Here is a 17051-nt window from a genome sequence, read left to right as displayed (position 1 = left end):
AAACTAACGAATAAACCAGGTACGTCCGAGCAGCCACCAGTTGCTGAGATAATACACAGCAAACCAAGCTAGGAAGATGAGGACGAGTACCAGAGAACCTTTGGGTTGATTCTGTTTGTCTTCCATTTGGTGATCGGTGATCTTGGTAGATTCGAGCAGCGGGTTGTTTGTGCCGGTTACGAGCAGCAAGTTGCTGGCTTCCAAACGCGGGCCAGTCAAAATTGAGACCAACACGATGGTGACATACATAATCCCGCCAATCACTGCAAGGATCGCGCCGATGCCGAAGATGGCCATGGTGATCTCAACGGTGCCAGGTACAACGCCTGCGAAGGTGATATCCCAATTGCGGCGGGCGACGCCCTGCAAACCGCTGGTGATCATACCCAGTGAAGTCAACAACATTCCGAAACCGAATACATATGGCTGCCATTTTGCCCAACTCTTGAGTTTCAATTCCTTGCGGAAGATGAGCGGAATGACATAATATGTAAAGCCCATGAAAGCAAGCGTCGTGCCGCTCACCACAGTGGCATGGAAATGACCGGGCAAGCGCAGTGTGTTATGCACAAGCAAGTTGATTTGCTCTGTGCCAATGGTTACGCCTGTCACGCCGCCGATCCAACCGAAGAGGAACATGGATAAGACGAGCGAGCTAAAACCAGGCTCGGCCCAGGGCGCATTGCGAAGCCAGCCGAATAATCCTTTTCTGTATCCTTTGGCGCGCATGGCAATTTCTATCGCGGCAGGAATGGAGAAAGCATGCATCATCGAACCAAGCACCGCGAGATACATCGCGTAAGAAGTATTGACGGCTTTCCATGCGAAGGAGAGGCCAGGGTCAACCAACAGGTGATGCGCGGAACCGAGATTGATGAAGAACAGATATAAGATGAAAGCAAGGCGTGAAAACTTCTCATTCACCGGGCGAATGCCAACGGTCATTTGCGCGAGCGCATACCAGATGGAAACCATCGCTGCCAGATTGACTTGTTGCGCAGGATGGCCGAAGCCCCAGAAGAAGTTGCGATAAATACCTGGATCATAGGTTTTCAGAATACCCAATGACCAGAAGAAAGCAGGTACGATTGCGGCTGCGCCTTCGAGCAAAGTGTAGGTTGCGAGAATTGCGGCGGTCATCAAACCAAAGACGACCAAGGGCAATGAACCTTGAAAACGATTTTCACGTTTGGCGACCACGATGTTAATAAAGAAAGTAATAACCGTAATCAACGCGCCGACTGCAAACAAAATATAACTGAGGTAGAACAACGGATGTGCTTTTAGCGGAACATAAGCCGAAAACATCACGCTGGAGTTGGGGTCAAACAGCACCACCGCATTCGCCATCAAGCCGCCAACGGTCATCATGCCGAAGCCCGTCCAGGCGAGTTTGGGTGCAGCGTGCCTCGCATTCAAAAGCACAGTTGAGCCGAAGTGCAAGCCAGCCATTTCAAAGAATACGATCCATGCAACGAGCATGTCAATGCCGTGCAAAGTGAGCAGGCGATAGAACCATGCCGCGCCAAGCAGATGAATTGCCTGCCAGCGGGTCAACGCGATCAATAATGCGGCAATACCGCCAAGCGTGAGGCAGACTACTGCCATGACTGCATTGGCAATGATTAGGCGTTCGGTGTGCATGTCCACTTTGAGGGTGGTCACAGGACAATCGCGATAATCATCCTTTGAGGTACTGGTCCAGGAGGTTGTAGGTGCAAGTGTAGCCATCTTGGTTCCTCTATTTCACGATCATTTTGCCAACCATCGTATGATGGCCGACAAAACAATATTCATTGCAAACGATGGTAAATTCGCCTGAGCTTGTGGGAGTAATGGTCGCCACATAATCATAACCAGGCAAGACTTGCAAATTGATATTCACAGGCTGGAGCGAGAAGCCATGGTTGTAATCCATCGAGGAAATGTGCAGGCGATATTCCTGTCCCTTTTCAAGTTGCAGGATGGGATACCACTGCCAGGTGCTGGCTCGCAGGTACAAGTCACTGCCAGGAGGCGCGGCAACGATCGGGAACCCAGTCGCTTCATCGGTACCAATCGTGTATTGTTCCACAAAGGCGTTTACTTTCGCTCCGAAATCTGCGGGCGAAATGCGATATGTTTCTGTGGGAACATTCTGCTTGCCATTGAAATACCAAAGCGGCATCATCAAGGTTAAGAAGACACACCATACAAGTGCAACAGTCAGCCACGTCTTTTCGATGCGGCCCATCGGCTTCCACCAATTTTTTTCAGGTGCTAACATATTCTCTCCTCACCGCTTACGGAGCAAGCGGCACTCCCATAAGATCCACTATTCCCCATACGTTGTAGATCAAAGTGCTGATCACCAACGAGAGGATAAATAACAGCCAAATATTGTCAAAGATTTTCTGGCCTTGGGAGATGGGTTCATCTTCATCTTTTTCTTTGTTGGGCATGGCAATTCTCCTTTGTGTAATGAGCCTTTTATCACAATTATTGTCTTATTACACAGAGTTTATCAAACACCCCCGAATATCATAGTGACATTAGTCACAGAAAACACAGTAGAAAATTTGTGTATGGCTTTGTTGCCTGTCAGCGCATCCAGCCAGACGATCTTCTTCTAATTCTCATCGTCATATTCGATCACGGCACGAAGGTATACAAGCCGCTGTTTTCCTCTCCCGGGATGATTGGGGCTCGCCGAACTTGAGTTCCCCGTCTATTTCGATTACAGGCGCAATCGTGTCTATGCTCAGCCGTTAGATTGGAGTCTCGGTCACATTGCCGCGTTGTCTGTTACGCGGAACTGATAAGTATGCACACCGTCGGAGAAAGACAATGGACTATTAACCATCGTCCATTGTCCGTCGTCAATGGTCACCTGCAAGGAAGCAATTCCAGAAATCACGTCTGTGATAGTAGGGTAATTGTTGTGAACCGCATATCCTTTTAATCTAGCTGCTCAACCTACTTATTGCCCTTTTAACCAAATATCCCACCGCAAAACTCGCCACAATTGCCGAGACAAAACCTGCAATTACTCCAAAACTTAGGCTGACATAGGAATTTACAAGCATCGCAGCAAGCCCGCTGAGGAAGGCAATGCTAAGTATAGTGAGAATCAGAATCAACACATCCTTTCCGACCCTCACGCGCAGGTTTTTTGATTCTTTGTGCTTCTCGAAGATTGTATACACCGTTGCCGCAAGGGTAGACATTAAGCACGCGATACTTAATACAGGCGTTGCAGATGGATACCACCAGAGGGACCCGAGAGTGACCAGCAAAAGTACAATTGAGATTATAGGTGAATATTTTTTGAGCATTTGAATAATTCCGTTCATGGTTGGTGGTGTATCAAGATGATAGTTTTCAAAAAAACGTTAACGACCAAATACTTGCTCTCTCTGCAAAATAATATTTCCAGCCATTTGCGCCTTGCACTTTATAAAAACGTATAAACGACAACCTTGACATAGTTAATTTATTTCAGGTCATTAATAATAATGTCGGCTGTTTCCGTACCGATGAAACCTGTAATAAATTGGATTCTTGTAATAGTTGTGTTTTCTGGAACCTTAAATACGAGCCAGCCCCGCAATTGCATATTTTGATTCAGAAAGCGATCCCCTCCTAAATATTGCAAATCCTTATTTTCGTATAGATCGCTACTTGATTCAGCTTCGTAACTATATCCTTGACTATCGTACAAGTACCATTGATTTCTTCGGCAACTTAATTCTTCTACGCTTCGATTGTTAGCATACTCAACCTCTATATACACTAAGTGTTTACCATCCATGGCCTCTTGTTCTTCAATGATTTCGTGCACGAAAATGTCGTAATCTCCGACTTGAATCCATTCTTGGACGCTGTGGGTGGAATTTTGTGATGACTGAGTGGATTTCGCATTACATGATGTAAAGATCGTTCCATACAAGAGAACTAAAAGCAGAATAAGGAGATTTTTTCTCATGATTGTTTGCCTCTGTTTTTGTAAAAAGAAAATAGATACATATTTTATGATCATTGCAAATTAACATCTAACTAGTAGGGCACTAATCACTGTTAGCAATTGTTTTCTTGGTTGTTTGACGAGAAAAGATAAAACTTGTTAAGTAAGGGCATTAATTCTTTTCCAATAGCATTATCGTCTAGGAATGAACTATCTGTCACCATTATAAAAATTCCAAACTCATCCTTGCCAAATTTACCTAATCTAAATCCTGGCTAGACAATATTTTTCAATATCTACGAGAACATTAATCAAACCTCTCTTATTAGAGTATGTATTCTGGGTAGTTTTCCATTTTTTTCTAAGTTCAATTATATTTATCAACAGTTCATTAATCATAGCACCTTGTTTTTCATTAATATCCATTTAGACTCCATTCCCGTTTCCAAAAGAGGCGCACCTATTAATGCATCTTTAGTCGGAACAAGAATTTGAAAGCCGACTCTGATAGCAGCTATGAGGCTGAGTAAGAGCAATGTCATTCCCAGCACAAGCGTGACAGAGGGATGGGATCAGAGAGAAGAAAGGTGGCGAGCAGGAGAATAACGGGCATGAGGGAAAGGTGTTTTTGCGCATTAGAAATCTATGTCAGCTAACATTTAGAATCATGTTTCCCGGAATGTCTTTAGCGCGTTCTCCCTTCGCCAACCCAGTCAAGTATGTAAACATCAGGAACTTTATATGCACGGCGCGAATCCAAATCCACGATTGTAGTATCTGTAGCAATATATTTTCCATCGGGTGACCAAACATATGAAAAGCCATTAGAAGTATATGGAGTGTTAGGATCAGGATTACAGTAGTCTTCAAGATCGTTTGTATCCACGTCTAAAACAAGCAGACGAGGCAAGGGTTCATCTCCTTCATTGTGTGTTAAATGTGCGACAAATGCTATCTTTTTTCCATTTGGAGACCAACTAATTTGAGTAATCGATACTTGATAAGGATTGTTGAAGAGGCTATTTAGGTCTGTCAATTGTCTTTCCCCAACTGCAAAATCAGCATCAACTTGAAATAGGTTTTTGATATTTCCTCTTGTTTCTATCACAAATACAAATCTTGACCCATCGGGAGACCAGCTTGGATTTGAATACGCAAAAGAGAATCCTACCCAAATAACCGTTCTCCATTTCCCATCACTATAAACCGAATTATTTCGCAAAACTAAATGAGACATGGTAGACGCATATACTACTTTATCAAAATCTGGCGAAAAACTGACATAATTATCTCTAATATCTGCCGAACCGCCAAGAGACCATACCTCATTGCTATAGGGAAACGTTATTTCTCTAGCTTCACTTGTAACTGTATTTAATAAAAATAGAGAACCAACAGGCAGAGCAGGAATTCCAATCTCATCATTATCACGCCAGCCGTAAAACAATCTATCATATTCTGCTAGATCACCAAATAGAATTTTATTTGCTTCAGTCCATCTTGGATTCCATGGAATTGTCATTAACATATGGTTCGAATTATCGGTTATTTGAATTCCCTTTCCATATACATAGGTAGCTATTTTTTTTCCATCAGGTGAAATCTCGCCAACAAGAGGGAGATAAGTTTTGTTGGTAAGGTTAAGCAGAAATCTTTCATGTTGCTTGTAGATAATTAGTTTTCCAGGGAATGCTAAACTCTCGGGAACAGTCTCAGAGAAGTCTAGGCAGGTACTTTCGTTTAAAAGCGCCTCTGATGTTTCCAAAATGGGAGTAACAGTATCAGTAACAGGAAACAAAGCTTCTGTTGTCAAATTGCCTGTAGAACAGGAGCCAACAATAATTTGAAAACACAACAGGAATAAAAGGTTTTTTTTATTCAAAGGTAATGTTCCTTTACTACTTTAAGCCCAACGAGTTCCCATATTGAACTTGTTGAAAGTTAAGTACAATCGCCCGAATATCATAAGTCTCGGGTTTAAGAGATGCATACTCAGCAGTCGAATCCCTTTCACTACGATAAAGAACTTGGCCTTGATTTTCACCAACAGGCATATCAAAATATGCGCTCGTTGAATTTTTATTACCAATTTCATATGGCGCGTTGGCAGGTGGTTCAATCCAATTTGGTTCGTTTGCAAAAAGGTTTGCATATCTGTTCCATGATTCCATCCACATATTAGTATTGCCGCCATCTTGGGGCGGTTTTAGACCATCAGTTATGCGTATTTCCAACGACTCTAACGATCCAAAGGAAATTAAACGCCCATTTGTTCCAAGTGGAGAAGTGTCGTTTGGGTCTGGAATTCCACTATTTGAATCTATTTTCCCATAAAGTGCGGGAAGCCCATGATCGAAATGCCAGAACTTGTTAATTATCGCTTCTTCAATCAACGGGCGGTAGCCATTAACATTATCTCTTCGTAGAGTAGTGCCCTCCGTATCCAGCCCATAGGCTAATGCCAGCCTCCAAATATCTTCGTTTGTTTTTACTCCTTCCCACCTTGTTGTTACTATATTTCCTTTATTATCCCATTGAGTTTGTCCGTCCTGCCACCACCATCCGTTAGGGTCTGTAAGTAATCCAGTCATCAATTGTTCGCCAAGTATACAACGATCAAAATAAACATTACGTAAATCTTGTCCATTAATATTTTTCCACTCAGGTAGTGTACATCGAAATTCAGGTGGAATCTGGTCCACAGTCATTGCACCATTAATTGCATAGACTGGATTCTTAACAGGAATCGCAGGAGGGGTTGGAAAGATAGATATTGTTGGAAGCGGCATATTCAACACCTGTGTGGGAGACAAGGTTGGGGTTGACGTTGGCGTAGGAGTCGAATCACTCCTAAACCACGAAGAGATCGTCGTCGTGATCTTGTTCCAGGTGGAAGTTACCCAATTTACGAAAGGATTTTTGGGCGGTGGTGGGTTATCTGCCTTAATAGGCACAGCCAACACTTTAGGTCCGCCTGTATTTTTCTTTTCCTCGCCTTCTTTCCTACCCTGATAATACGCCATGAGACCAGCCTGCTGATCGGCTTTCTTCTGCGCTTCCTCTTTGCGTTTCTCATACTGATACACAGGACTCAGCTTCTTCAGCCAGTTGGTCTCTTCACTCTCCAGCTTCTGGCTGGGGGTGTAGGCTGATCCCTTCTTATTCAACAACGCCTGTGACTCGCCCACGATGCGCTTCTGTTGCATTTTCTCTTCATACGCGACACGACCCGGGCTTTTTCTTTTGCTCGGCGCTTCCTCCTCATCTCCTCCTCCGCTATTTCGCATTGCAGCAAGACGTCTGGCTTCTTCCTCTTCGCGGCGTCTCTGCCAGTCAGCCAGGGTTGCACCCAGGGCTGCGGTGGCAACGGCTCCCCAAAGGATATTTGGATTCGTGATCGGTGATGAGGTGCTTTCATTCCCCTGTGCGAATCCAGATTGGACAGGATCACTCTTTCCGCTGAATACAGTCACTCCACCAGCGGAGATGGAGGCTGATGCTTCACCTGCCGCTCCGTTATTCGCACCACCCACAGAGTTGGACTCGCTGGTAGTCGCGCCTGTCGCATTGCTGTTTGCGCCGCCAAATTCCGTTTGAGGGGTGGAGTCTGTTTGGGCGGTTTGAGCAGGCAGGGTCGTGGACGCGGATGCGGGCGGTGTGAAGGCAGGGATTTCCTGCAAGAAACTCAACGGGGTCACCGTCACGGTGGCGCTCTTCATCGTTTCGTTGCCCGCCGCATCCGATATTTTTAGGCTGATGAAGTATTCACCCCAGCCTGCCTGCGCGCCATCCGCAAATTTTCCATCCCAGAGAATCGAGTCTCTGGCTTTGTCGCCCGTTAGCACATCCAGCCAGACGATCTTCTTGTAGTTCTCATCGTCATCTTCGATCACGGCGCGATAGATATACAAGCCGCTGTTTTCCTGCCCCGCAACTGTCGGGTCTTCGATGTCATAATACAAATACTCGCCGAGCTTGAGTTCCCCATCCATTTCGACGACAGGTGCAATCGTATCTATGCTCAGCCTTTGGATTGGAGTCTCGGTCACATTGCCCGCGTTGTCTATTACGCGGAATTGATAAGTATGCACGCCATCAGAAAATGAGGTGGATTGATAAGCGGCGTAAGCGGAACCATCCTGTGAGACTTCAAGCGCGGCAATTCCAGAGGTCGCATCCGTGGCGGTGGGCGTAACGGTTGTGCTGGAGGTGTACCAGTCATTTTGTCCACGTGTGCCGCTGATGTTCAAACTCAGGCTGGGCGTGATCGTATCCACTTTCACGGTTTGCGTGCTTTCAGTGACGTTGCCTGCATTGTCGATGACTTTGAAGGTGTAAGTGTGAATCCCATCTGAAAAAGTAATCGGCTGACCGCTGATGGCCGCTGTCCATGGCCCGCTGTCAATGGTCACTTCAAACGAGGCAATCCCCGATGTCGCATCATTCACCGTCGGTGTCACATCCGTATTCGAGACATACCAGCTATTTAAACCCGCAACGCCTGTCGTGGATATGTTCAACGTTGGGGTGGTGGTGTCGATGTTGAGAGTATCTCCGCTTTCGGTGATGTTGCCTGCATTGTCGGTGGCACGGAAGTTATAAGTATGAATGCCATCTGAAAAAGTAATTGGGGATTGGTATGTGGTGTAAGAGGAGCCATCCTGTGAGACTTCGAGTGTTGCGAGCCCTGAGCCTGAGTCGCTCGCGGTTGCGCTCAATGTGACATTTGAAACGTACCATCCGTTCAATCCTGTTGTGCCTGAAAGGGAAACGTTCAAAATCGGCGTGAGTGTATCGATGCTGAATGTTTGAGTGGTCTGGGTAACGTGCCCTGCGTTGTCTGTCGTTGTAATGATAACGCTATGAACGCCATCGAAGAGAGTAATTGGAGATTGGTAATCCGTCTGTACTCCGCCGTCAATGGTGGTTGTGGTGGATGCAATCCCTGAAACCGAGTCGCTGGAGGTGATCGTGAGCATCACATTGGATTGATACCAGCCATTCGCTCCGACTACGCCGCTAACTGATCCATCCAAATAAGGCGTGGATGTATCGGATAGATAATTCGTTGTGCCAGTTGCAGAAAGTCCTGTGGCCGAATCAACCTTATAGTTGGCAGTGCCTGCGCCTTCAGGTAGTGGAATGGAGCAGGTGTTACCAGTGGGACAGGTGAAGGGCGTTCCATTCACATCCCCGCTGATAACCAATGTTTGTCCTTGCGGGTCGGAGGCGGTCAGGTCGAGGCTGAGGCTTCCCACACACCAGCCGCTGTTCCCGTTTTGAGAGCAGGTGAGAACATGCGAGATCGTCGGCGGCTGATTGCCTCCGCCCCCGCCTCCGCCATCGTCACCGCCACAGCCGTCGATGCACTCATAGGTTTCACAAGTCCTAGGCCATGCATCTGGATCCCAGGAGGTACATCGAACACAGCCAAAGGGACAGGCATCCGCGCTCGATGCAAAAAGAGATTGCAAGGGGGGCGGCGGTTCAGCGTTTTCAACAGTCGTTTCACCACGCACCGGAAACGCGATCGGCGCAAACCAGACGATCACGACAATTAGGATTGCAATGAATACTCGCTGTGGGTTGATGAATTCTTTATTGCGGGCTGGCATGGGATATTATTCCCTCCTGTTTATTTTAATTTTCACGATTGTATCAACAGTTCAATAAATTCGGCTTTTCAAAATTGAAAAGAAGACTCCGAGGTATATCACCTCGGAGTCTTCACCCTTCACCCCTCATCCTTACTTTTTATCCCCTCTTCAACATATTATCCGTCACCTGATCCAAACGCAGGCTGATGATATGGCTGGCCCAGTCACGTCCACCGCTCGAACTGTACTATAGTGTTTTCATCTTCCCAATACACCCAACAACAAACCGGGAGTCACATAGGCCTCGATCACAGCGGCAGTGGCCAGCATCGGCACGACCAAACCAACAAAGATTTTGGTCCAATCTGCAAGCAGCGCCAGGATCACCTCCCCCATCGACTTGCCTGTCTGCGGGGTAACGAGCGCAACACCAAAGTAAAGCATCGCGGCACTGCCGATCATCAAAGCTGGGATTTCGACAATGCCATGCGGAAGCACACCTGCAAGGAAGATGGGCCAGGGTGACACACCCAACAACTCGAAGATGGCAAACACACCTCCGAGCAAGCCAATATTCACCATGTAAATAATAACGCCCAAGACACTGAATGAAACCAGGCCCGCAAAGAAAATGGCGACCACTGCGCGCGTATTATTAAAAAATAAGAACGGAGCGCTGAGATGCTGGCGCAAATTTGCCAGGTCAGGCAACTCACGGACGCGGTCTTCCACCTTTTGCAAATCCTCGGGAGATGCCTTGGCAATAAGATCTGTCACATTCTTGATGACCCAGTCATAGCCCATCCATGTGCTGATGCCCGCGATCAACACCACAAAAAATACAGCAGGCAGAATGCGGCGAAACGCAGAACCAAGCACATTCCTATACCAATCCCCAATTGAATGTGCGCCGCCGATAAAATTCAACCAAAATGTGCGCAAGATCCAACGCAAGTTGATCACATCGATTTCACGCCCAAGCAAATATTCACGCTGGAAGTGGGCAATCCCGACGCGGATCAACAGCAACGCGATGATCATCACACCGGCAACCGCAAGCCAAAGCACCTGTTCGTTTCCCCAGAACAGCATAACCGCTTCGCCTTGCATCAATATTGCAACGGGAATTACGATGAATGATGCCAGCAAGTTCGCAGCCTTCACAGTAGTGGATTGCACCGAAATCACAATTGCCGCGCTCACCATCAATGTCGCATGGGCGGTTGTTAGCAGCATCAATTGCACCATAACCGAAAAAGAAGGTATGGTGAGTTCCTGGCGGGATATCATGAGCAAATACAGCGCAATGGAAAGATAACTAGCCACCAGCGGAGTCGCCACGCCCACCAACAGTTTCCCAAAATACAACTGCCAGTCATCGAGCGGGGCACTCAACATTGGCTCAATCGTCCCACGTTCCTTCTCTCCCACAAAAGACTCCAGCGCAACTACAAGGGAAATCGTGATTGGAAAAAAACCAATGATCATGATCGAGAACGGCACAAGCCTATCGAGGATCAGGTTCGCATTAAATTGATTCAGAAAATCTACGGTCTGTTTTGCAAATTCATTCATCAAAATAGGAAAACACAGAATCAGGATCACCATCGGGGTCAATACACGCCAATCACGGAATTGGTCGCGCAATTCACGCCCGGCCACCAGCCAGACGGGTTTAAGTTTATTGAACATTTTCGCGTCCTTTTGTTTCTGCCATCACTTTGAGATACACCTGTTCCAACGTCCGCGTTTGTTCTTGAAAAGCCATTACCGATGCAGGTGTCGATGACAAAGCCTTTAATATCTGTGGATTTGATTCCTGCGGCGCTTCCACACGGACCTTCAAACTGGTCGCTGTCTTCGAAAGCATTTCCACACCTGACGGCAATTCCAAACTGCCCGCATCCCATTCCTGAGCAAACTTAATTTCATATTCTGGCAGCCCAAGTACTTTATGCTTTAACTCATCCAACGTGCCCTGCAATAAAATACGTCCGCGATAGATAATGGCAATCTGGTCTGCCAACGCTTCCACCTCGGTCAGATTGTGCGAGCAGATAATGATCGTGCGCTTGGATGATTTCAAACGTGCGATCTCGTCCCTCACCAGTCGCGCGGATTCGGGGTCCATGGCGGAGGTGGGTTCATCCAACAATAGCACACCGGGATCGTGCATCATGGCGCGCGCCAAAGCTAGTTTTTGGCGCATCCCTTTTGAGTATTCACCGATCCTGCGGCGTGATGCTTCGGCCAGGCCGAAATATTCAAGCAAATTATCACTGCGTGATTTTCTAAGTGACGGAGAAAGGCTATACACCTGACCAAAGAAATCCAGATATTCAATGGCATTCATGCGCATGTAAAGACCGTGTTGTTCTGTTAATACCCCCACTGAAGCACGGACGTCATGTCCATTCTTCACAACGTCATAGCCAGCCACACGTGCCCATCCACGCGAGGGATGCAGCAGTGCCGTCAACATGCGGACAGTGGTTGTTTTGCCTGCGCCGTTCTGCCCCAACAAAGCCAATATCTGCCCTGGCCCCACAGAAAGATTGACTCCATCCACAGCCATAAAATCATGGAACTGCTTACTCAAATCATGAGTTTCTATCATTTTTTATTCCTTATTAATTTCAGAACGAGTGGACTCTATTTTATTACCCACCATGCAACACCCCCTTCACAGAGACCTTACAGTTTTCTCGCAACCTGCGGAGCGTGCCGTAAATACAAGCCGACTCCTGCACAAAAGAATAGGAGTGCGAAAAATAACTGATTGATATTAACTCCACCCACCAGCGCCGCATCGAGGCGCAGGAATTCCAACGAAAAACGGATAACTGAATACATGGCGAGATACACAAGAAAGAGGTCGCCGGGTTTAAGTATATCTGCAAGTTTACGAGCCAGCCACAATAATAAAACCAGGTTAGCAAGATTCAAAATTGCTTCATAGCCAAACAACGGGTGATAAAGCTCGGTTGACTCATATCCAATCAAACGGTTGGCAGGCGGGATGAATATGGCCCAGGGCAAGCTTGAAGGCAAACCATACAATTCGTGATTGAAGTAATTTCCCAGGCGGCCAATGGCTTGCGCCAAAGCAAGGCCAGGTGCGAGCAGATCGGCCAATTCCCAAAACGGCAGTTCATGCTTGCGTGCAAAAACCAACAAGGTAAGTGAGCCGCCCATGATCGCGCCGGGGATTCCAAGCCCACCCACCCAGAATGCAATTGCATCCAATGGGTGGGTAAGATAATATCCGGTAGTAAGACCAAGCTGAACCGAAGAAAGAGGCGGGGTGAGAATATGCCAAAGGCGTGCACCCACTGTCCCCCAAATTATCAAAGGCAGAAAGAGATAATAGATGATCTCAGGGTCATGGCCGCGGCGTTTGGCATCGAGTGCTGCAAGCAAGGCCCCAGCCGCAATACCAAGCACAAGCAGAAAACTATGCCAGCGCATTAACCAGGGGCCTATCAAAAATCCTTCACTCATCAATCAGTGTTTATCCTAAAATCTCTCTCGTCGCCGTCCTCGGCGCCGAGGACGGCGACGAGAGCGGAATACAATCCTTCACTCATAGATTAGTGTATATATTCCTTATTATTTTCTCTGGCTTTATCCATGCGGGCATGTCCCTGCACGCGGACGTGAATGATACGTTGAAGCGCAGTAAAGTTGCCCAGCACTGCAATGACGAACGCAGCAATGAATGGCTGATCCAGAATAAGCAGAGGAATTAACACAATATATCTTTCAACGCGCGTCAGGATGCCGACCTTGGCCGTAAAGCCCAGCCCTTCAGCGCGCGCTTTGACGTATGAAACCAGCACTGAACCAGAGGCGGCGGCAAAAGTAACCATCACACCGGGGTAATCTTCCAGTGAGAGAAAATAATACAAAAGCCCCCCGAAGGTGATCAATTCGGCATAGCGGTCACTGACTGAATCCACAAAGGCGCCGAAGTCACTGGATTCGTCGCGCAGACGAGCCATCGTTCCGTCAATGGTATCCACCAGCACAGAAGCCAAAAGCACAAAGCCACCCGTTGTTATTTTGCCTTGCGAAATAAAATACGCTCCAATGGTCGTGCCAGCCAGACCCAATAAAGTGATGGCATTTGGAGTGAGCCCGAGTCGGTTAAGAAACCCGCCGATGGGATCTAATATGCCTTTAAAAAAAACTCTAAGTCGATCCGTGAAGGTCTGTTTTGGATTCATGGATGAGTTCACAATGTTCCTTTATAGTTTTTGCTACTGTACGAATTTTTACTCCAAAGATTTTTCTTCATCCAGATCATCTTCGTTGACAAGGACTTCGCGCTCTTTGCCTCCACCTTGAGAGGGTCCTACAACTCCCATCTCTTCAAGCTGATCAAGCAAACGCGCGGCACGTGGATACCCAATCCGCAGGCGGCGTTGGAGCAATGAGGCGGAAGCTCTCTGGCCGCTTCGCACAATGGATATAGCCTGTTCGATCAAACCATCATCTTCGCCTTCTTCGGGTTCCTGTAAAAGTTTTTCCCAGGGCGGAGAATCATCGGCTGAAACGTCAGAATTCTTTTGCCAATGTGAAATAATGCGCTCGATTTCCATATCGGTGATCATCACGCCTTGCGCGCGGACGGGGTTGCCCACCTCAGGGTTAAGGAAAAGCATATCACCACGTCCAAGCAAGGTCTCGGCGCCGGTGTAATCCAAAATAACACGGCTATCAATGCCTGAGGCAACTGCAAATGCCAAACGCGCCGGGAAGTTGGCTTTGATGAGGCCTGTCACCACATCTGTGGAAGGGCGCTGCGTGGCAACAACAAGATGGATACCTGTGGCACGCGCCATTTGAGCCAAGCGGACAAGGTTATGCTCCGTTTGGTCTGGGGCAGACATCATTAAATCTGCAAGCTCATCGATCAACACAACGATGCGGGGCAAAGGCCTGCCATCTTCTTTGCGCGAGACTTTGCGGTTGTAGGAATCCAAGTCGCGGGCATGAGCGCCCTCAAGCAAGCGATAACGATGTTCCATTTCAACGACCACCCAACGCAATACACCCATGATGCGGTCTAGGTTGGTTTCCACTTTTCCGTACAAGTGCGGCAAGCCATTGAAACGGATCAACTCCACCATCTTTGAATCGATCATGATCATGCGCAAGTCCTCAGGTGCGTTGTTCATGGCAAGGCAGGCCGCAATGGATGTGATGCAGACTGATTTACCAGAACCCGTTGCACCAGCGATCAGCAGATGCGGCATACGGGAAAGGTCAGCGATTAGCGGATGGCCTGAAACATCACGCCCCAGGGCAATGGTGAGCGGCGCTCCCATTTTATGAAAGGTATCTGACTCAAGCAGAGTCTTCAAACGCACAACAGAGCTATGTGTATTCGGTACTTCAATACCGACATATGGTTTGCCGGGCACAGGCGCTTCGATGCGCAATCGCTGGGCGGATAAAGCCAATGCAATATCCTTCTCCAGTGAGGCGATCTGCGCAACGCGCACTTTCATTTGTTGTGCATCTTCTTCGTCTGAACCTGGTTTTTTGATAAAGCCAGGTTGCACTGCGAACTGCGTCACAGCGGGGCCAACGCGATAACCAATGACCGTGGCAGGAATGCCAAACTCGGCAAGGGTCTTCATAATAAGACCCGCTGTCTGGTTGATCGTCCGTTCATCGGCGCGGGCGGCAGATTCTGCGAGCAGGATGTGCAGAGGTGGAAGGTCTTCTCCGCGCGGCGTTGGCTTGAGCGGTTTCTCGTCCTTTTTACTTGAGGATTTCAATGAAGTGCGAAATTCAGGAGGTAATTGTTGCGTCTTCTTTTTCGGTGTGCTGGATTTTGCGGGCTGCTCGGCATCATGTTCTGCTTCGGTTGTAGTTGGTGTTTCAACATTTACAGGAGCAGCTTCACCAGCGATTCTCAATAGCCATGCTTCCAGCTTGGCCCACAAGCCAAACCCTGTTGCGGCTGCCAACGCCCATAATATGAAGATTACAAGTGTGCCAAGAATTGATCCAAGGTAACGCCATGCCAGGGTGGTAAGCCCCCAGCCGAGTCGCCCGCCATCCCAGCCGGACTCGGCGCGGTAGAGGTCATTGCCTCCGAAAGCAGCGAGCAGGCCCAGGGTTAAGAGAGAAGCGAGTTCCAAAGATATGAGTCGCCCCCAACTCACTTCGCTGGTATCCCGCCTGAGAAATGAATATCCTAAATATCCAATACCGAGGATGACGAGGAGACTGCCCCAGCCAAACCAGCGCCTGAGGAGGATGGAAAAAGGAGTGAGGAGGATGCCATCGGTAAATTCCCACACGGCAAGCAAAGACATAAGCGCAAAGGCAATGAGCGCTACGCCAAGTGCATCACGCAGAAAGCGGCCAAATTGAGCATTGAAGCGGGCAAGCCTATCCAGCCAGTCGTTTTGTGGAGGAAGTTGGGCTTGTGCGTATTGTCTTTTACGTGGGTTGGGGTTTTCAGGCATTCGAATTATTCAAGCCTCATGCTTAAACCCAGGCGTTGATGAGCGGCATCCAAATGTAAGATGCGCACCTGTACTTGATCTCCATCAGAAAGAACCTCGCGCAAAGGCGTACCTTCTGCCTGTGGAATTTCAGAAATGTGAACGAGGCCTTCCACGCCAGCATCCAACCGCGCAAAAGCGCCATAGGAAAGCACGCTGGTTATAACCGCAGCTTTGACCGACCCTTCTGGAAATTCAATAGATGCTTTCTGCCAGGGATTAGGCAATAATTGTTTCAAGCTTAGCGCAACTCTGCATCGTTCAGGCGCAAGGTCTAATACCTGCACATCAATCGTGCTGCCTATTTTTACGATCTGCGATGGATGTGAAACTCGTCCCCACGATAGTTCTGAGATATGGATCAAACCCTCCACGCCGCCGAGATCGACAAACACGCCAAAGTCCGTGATATTGGTAACCGCACCCTGAACCTTTTGCCCCGCTTTCAATGCGTGGAATAACTCTGCGCGTTTGCCTGGCTCTGATTGCGCTGCACGTTCCGAAAAAACCACACGGCCATCTTCAGGAACACATTCAATGACTTTCAAACGAAGTGAGCGGCCTATATAAGTTTCAAGGTCGTGGCTGCGGTCAGGGTTTTCCACTTTACCTGCGAGTTCAACCAGATGCGAGAATGGAACGAAACCATACAGCCCGTCGCCCTCCACAAGCAAGCCGCCGCGATTATGCCCGGTAACGGTCAGATCAATGATCTGATCGCGCATATAAAGATCCTTGACTTGGGTCCAGTCAGCGATCTGCTTTTTCTCGGGCAAAGTTCCCTTCGCCTCCTCACCGACCTCGATCCTGCTCCCCGCCAATCGAGTTTGTGGAGGCATCGAAGAGCGACTCTCCTCCGCCAATACCGATGACCACCAGCCCTCGTCGATGACGGGCATCGTATTATCGATTTTTTTCTTTTGACCGATCATGCATACCTCCTTGAATCACATTAAATGTGCGTATATATACGCTTATTTGTAAAACGAC

14 protein-coding genes are annotated in these 17051 nt (G+C 47.9%); all 14 read right to left on the bottom strand.

Translation table 11 applies throughout. From position 1 onward, the window contains the following. Positions 1-3: 3 nt before the first annotated feature. The 14 genes from AC14M5_RS20175 to AC14M5_RS20110 all read right to left on the bottom strand — a co-directional run bounded on the left by AC14M5_RS20175 (position 4) and on the right by AC14M5_RS20110 (position 16993). On the bottom strand, positions 4-1731 hold the full coding sequence (locus tag AC14M5_RS20175; RefSeq protein WP_484031515.1) for a cytochrome c oxidase subunit I: 1728 nt from the start codon (positions 1729-1731) through the stop codon (positions 4-6). Between the two features lie 10 nt (positions 1732-1741). Continuing rightward, entirely contained in the window at positions 1742-2266 is a 525-nt protein-coding gene (locus AC14M5_RS20170) for a cytochrome C oxidase subunit II (protein WP_484031514.1), read from the bottom strand. Positions 2267-2282: 16 nt separating this feature from the next. Beyond that, positions 2283-2441: a hypothetical protein gene (locus AC14M5_RS20165; protein ID WP_484031513.1), complete on the bottom strand. Its 159-nt coding sequence runs from the start codon at positions 2439-2441 to the stop codon at positions 2283-2285. A 501-nt stretch (positions 2442-2942) separates the two neighbouring features. Further along, positions 2943-3332 (bottom strand): hypothetical protein, encoded by a 390-nt coding sequence (locus AC14M5_RS20160; protein WP_484031512.1) that lies wholly within the window; start codon positions 3330-3332, stop codon positions 2943-2945. A gap of 140 nt (positions 3333-3472) precedes the next feature. Next, positions 3473-3964: a DUF4352 domain-containing protein gene (locus tag AC14M5_RS20155; RefSeq protein ID WP_484031511.1), complete on the bottom strand. Its 492-nt coding sequence runs from the start codon at positions 3962-3964 to the stop codon at positions 3473-3475. A gap of 243 nt (positions 3965-4207) precedes the next feature. Further along, positions 4208-4369: a hypothetical protein gene (locus tag AC14M5_RS20150; RefSeq protein WP_484031510.1), complete on the bottom strand. Its 162-nt coding sequence runs from the start codon at positions 4367-4369 to the stop codon at positions 4208-4210. 259 nt (positions 4370-4628) lie between these two features. Then, the gene (locus AC14M5_RS20145) at positions 4629-5825 is read right to left on the bottom strand and encodes a hypothetical protein (RefSeq protein WP_484031509.1); all 1197 of its coding nucleotides are present in this window, start codon (positions 5823-5825) and stop codon (positions 4629-4631) included. A gap of 16 nt (positions 5826-5841) precedes the next feature. Continuing rightward, complete coding sequence (locus AC14M5_RS20140; protein ID WP_484031508.1) at positions 5842-9558, bottom strand: OmpL47-type beta-barrel domain-containing protein; 3717 nt, start codon at positions 9556-9558, stop codon at positions 5842-5844. Between the two features lie 240 nt (positions 9559-9798). Next, positions 9799-11232, bottom strand: a complete 1434-nt coding sequence (locus AC14M5_RS20135) for a stage II sporulation protein M (protein ID WP_484031507.1) — start codon at positions 11230-11232, stop codon at positions 9799-9801. Next, positions 11222-12157, bottom strand: a complete 936-nt coding sequence (locus AC14M5_RS20130; RefSeq protein WP_484031506.1) for an ABC transporter ATP-binding protein — start codon at positions 12155-12157, stop codon at positions 11222-11224. Before AC14M5_RS20130 ends, AC14M5_RS20135 begins: the two co-directional genes overlap by 11 nt. A gap of 77 nt (positions 12158-12234) precedes the next feature. Further along, positions 12235-13041, bottom strand: a complete 807-nt coding sequence (gene lgt, locus AC14M5_RS20125) for a prolipoprotein diacylglyceryl transferase (RefSeq protein ID WP_484031505.1) — start codon at positions 13039-13041, stop codon at positions 12235-12237. A gap of 89 nt (positions 13042-13130) precedes the next feature. Continuing rightward, positions 13131-13766 carry a CDP-alcohol phosphatidyltransferase family protein gene (locus tag AC14M5_RS20120; RefSeq protein ID WP_484031504.1) on the bottom strand — a complete coding sequence of 212 codons (636 nt, stop codon included), beginning with the start codon at positions 13764-13766 and terminating at the stop codon, positions 13131-13133. A gap of 48 nt (positions 13767-13814) precedes the next feature. Then, a complete protein-coding gene (locus AC14M5_RS20115; RefSeq protein ID WP_484031503.1) occupies positions 13815-16022 on the bottom strand; it encodes an FtsK/SpoIIIE family DNA translocase in 2208 nt (735 codons plus the stop codon). 5 nt (positions 16023-16027) lie between these two features. Then, the gene (locus tag AC14M5_RS20110) at positions 16028-16993 is read right to left on the bottom strand and encodes a 30S ribosomal protein S1 (protein ID WP_484031502.1); all 966 of its coding nucleotides are present in this window, start codon (positions 16991-16993) and stop codon (positions 16028-16030) included. Positions 16994-17051: the final 58 nt, after the last annotated feature.

Source organism: Candidatus Villigracilis sp. (genome assembly GCF_057083605.1).
The sequence above is the reverse complement of the archived record's forward strand: the minus strand, read 5'-3'. Positions and strand labels throughout refer to the sequence as shown.

Bases quoted from the DNA above. Each gene is read 5' to 3' on its own strand.
- AC14M5_RS20175 (WP_484031515.1), bottom strand. From the start codon at position 1,731: ATGGCTACACTTGCACCTACAACCTCCTGGACCAGTACCTCAAAGGAT.
- AC14M5_RS20170 (WP_484031514.1), bottom strand. From the start codon at position 2,266: ATGTTAGCACCTGAAAAAAATTGGTGGAAGCCGATGGGCCGCATCGAA.
- AC14M5_RS20165 (WP_484031513.1), bottom strand. From the start codon at position 2,441: ATGCCCAACAAAGAAAAAGATGAAGATGAACCCATCTCCCAAGGCCAG.
- AC14M5_RS20160 (WP_484031512.1), bottom strand. From the start codon at position 3,332: ATGAACGGAATTATTCAAATGCTCAAAAAATATTCACCTATAATCTCA.
- AC14M5_RS20155 (WP_484031511.1), bottom strand. From the start codon at position 3,964: ATGAGAAAAAATCTCCTTATTCTGCTTTTAGTTCTCTTGTATGGAACG.
- AC14M5_RS20150 (WP_484031510.1), bottom strand. From the start codon at position 4,369: ATGGATATTAATGAAAAACAAGGTGCTATGATTAATGAACTGTTGATA.
- AC14M5_RS20140 (WP_484031508.1), bottom strand. From the start codon at position 9,558: ATGCCAGCCCGCAATAAAGAATTCATCAACCCACAGCGAGTATTCATT.
- AC14M5_RS20135 (WP_484031507.1), bottom strand. From the start codon at position 11,232: ATGTTCAATAAACTTAAACCCGTCTGGCTGGTGGCCGGGCGTGAATTG.
- AC14M5_RS20130 (WP_484031506.1), bottom strand. From the start codon at position 12,157: ATGATAGAAACTCATGATTTGAGTAAGCAGTTCCATGATTTTATGGCT.
- lgt (WP_484031505.1), bottom strand. From the start codon at position 13,041: ATGAGTGAAGGATTTTTGATAGGCCCCTGGTTAATGCGCTGGCATAGT.
- AC14M5_RS20120 (WP_484031504.1), bottom strand. From the start codon at position 13,766: ATGAATCCAAAACAGACCTTCACGGATCGACTTAGAGTTTTTTTTAAA.
- AC14M5_RS20115 (WP_484031503.1), bottom strand. From the start codon at position 16,022: ATGCCTGAAAACCCCAACCCACGTAAAAGACAATACGCACAAGCCCAA.
- AC14M5_RS20110 (WP_484031502.1), bottom strand. From the start codon at position 16,993: ATGATCGGTCAAAAGAAAAAAATCGATAATACGATGCCCGTCATCGAC.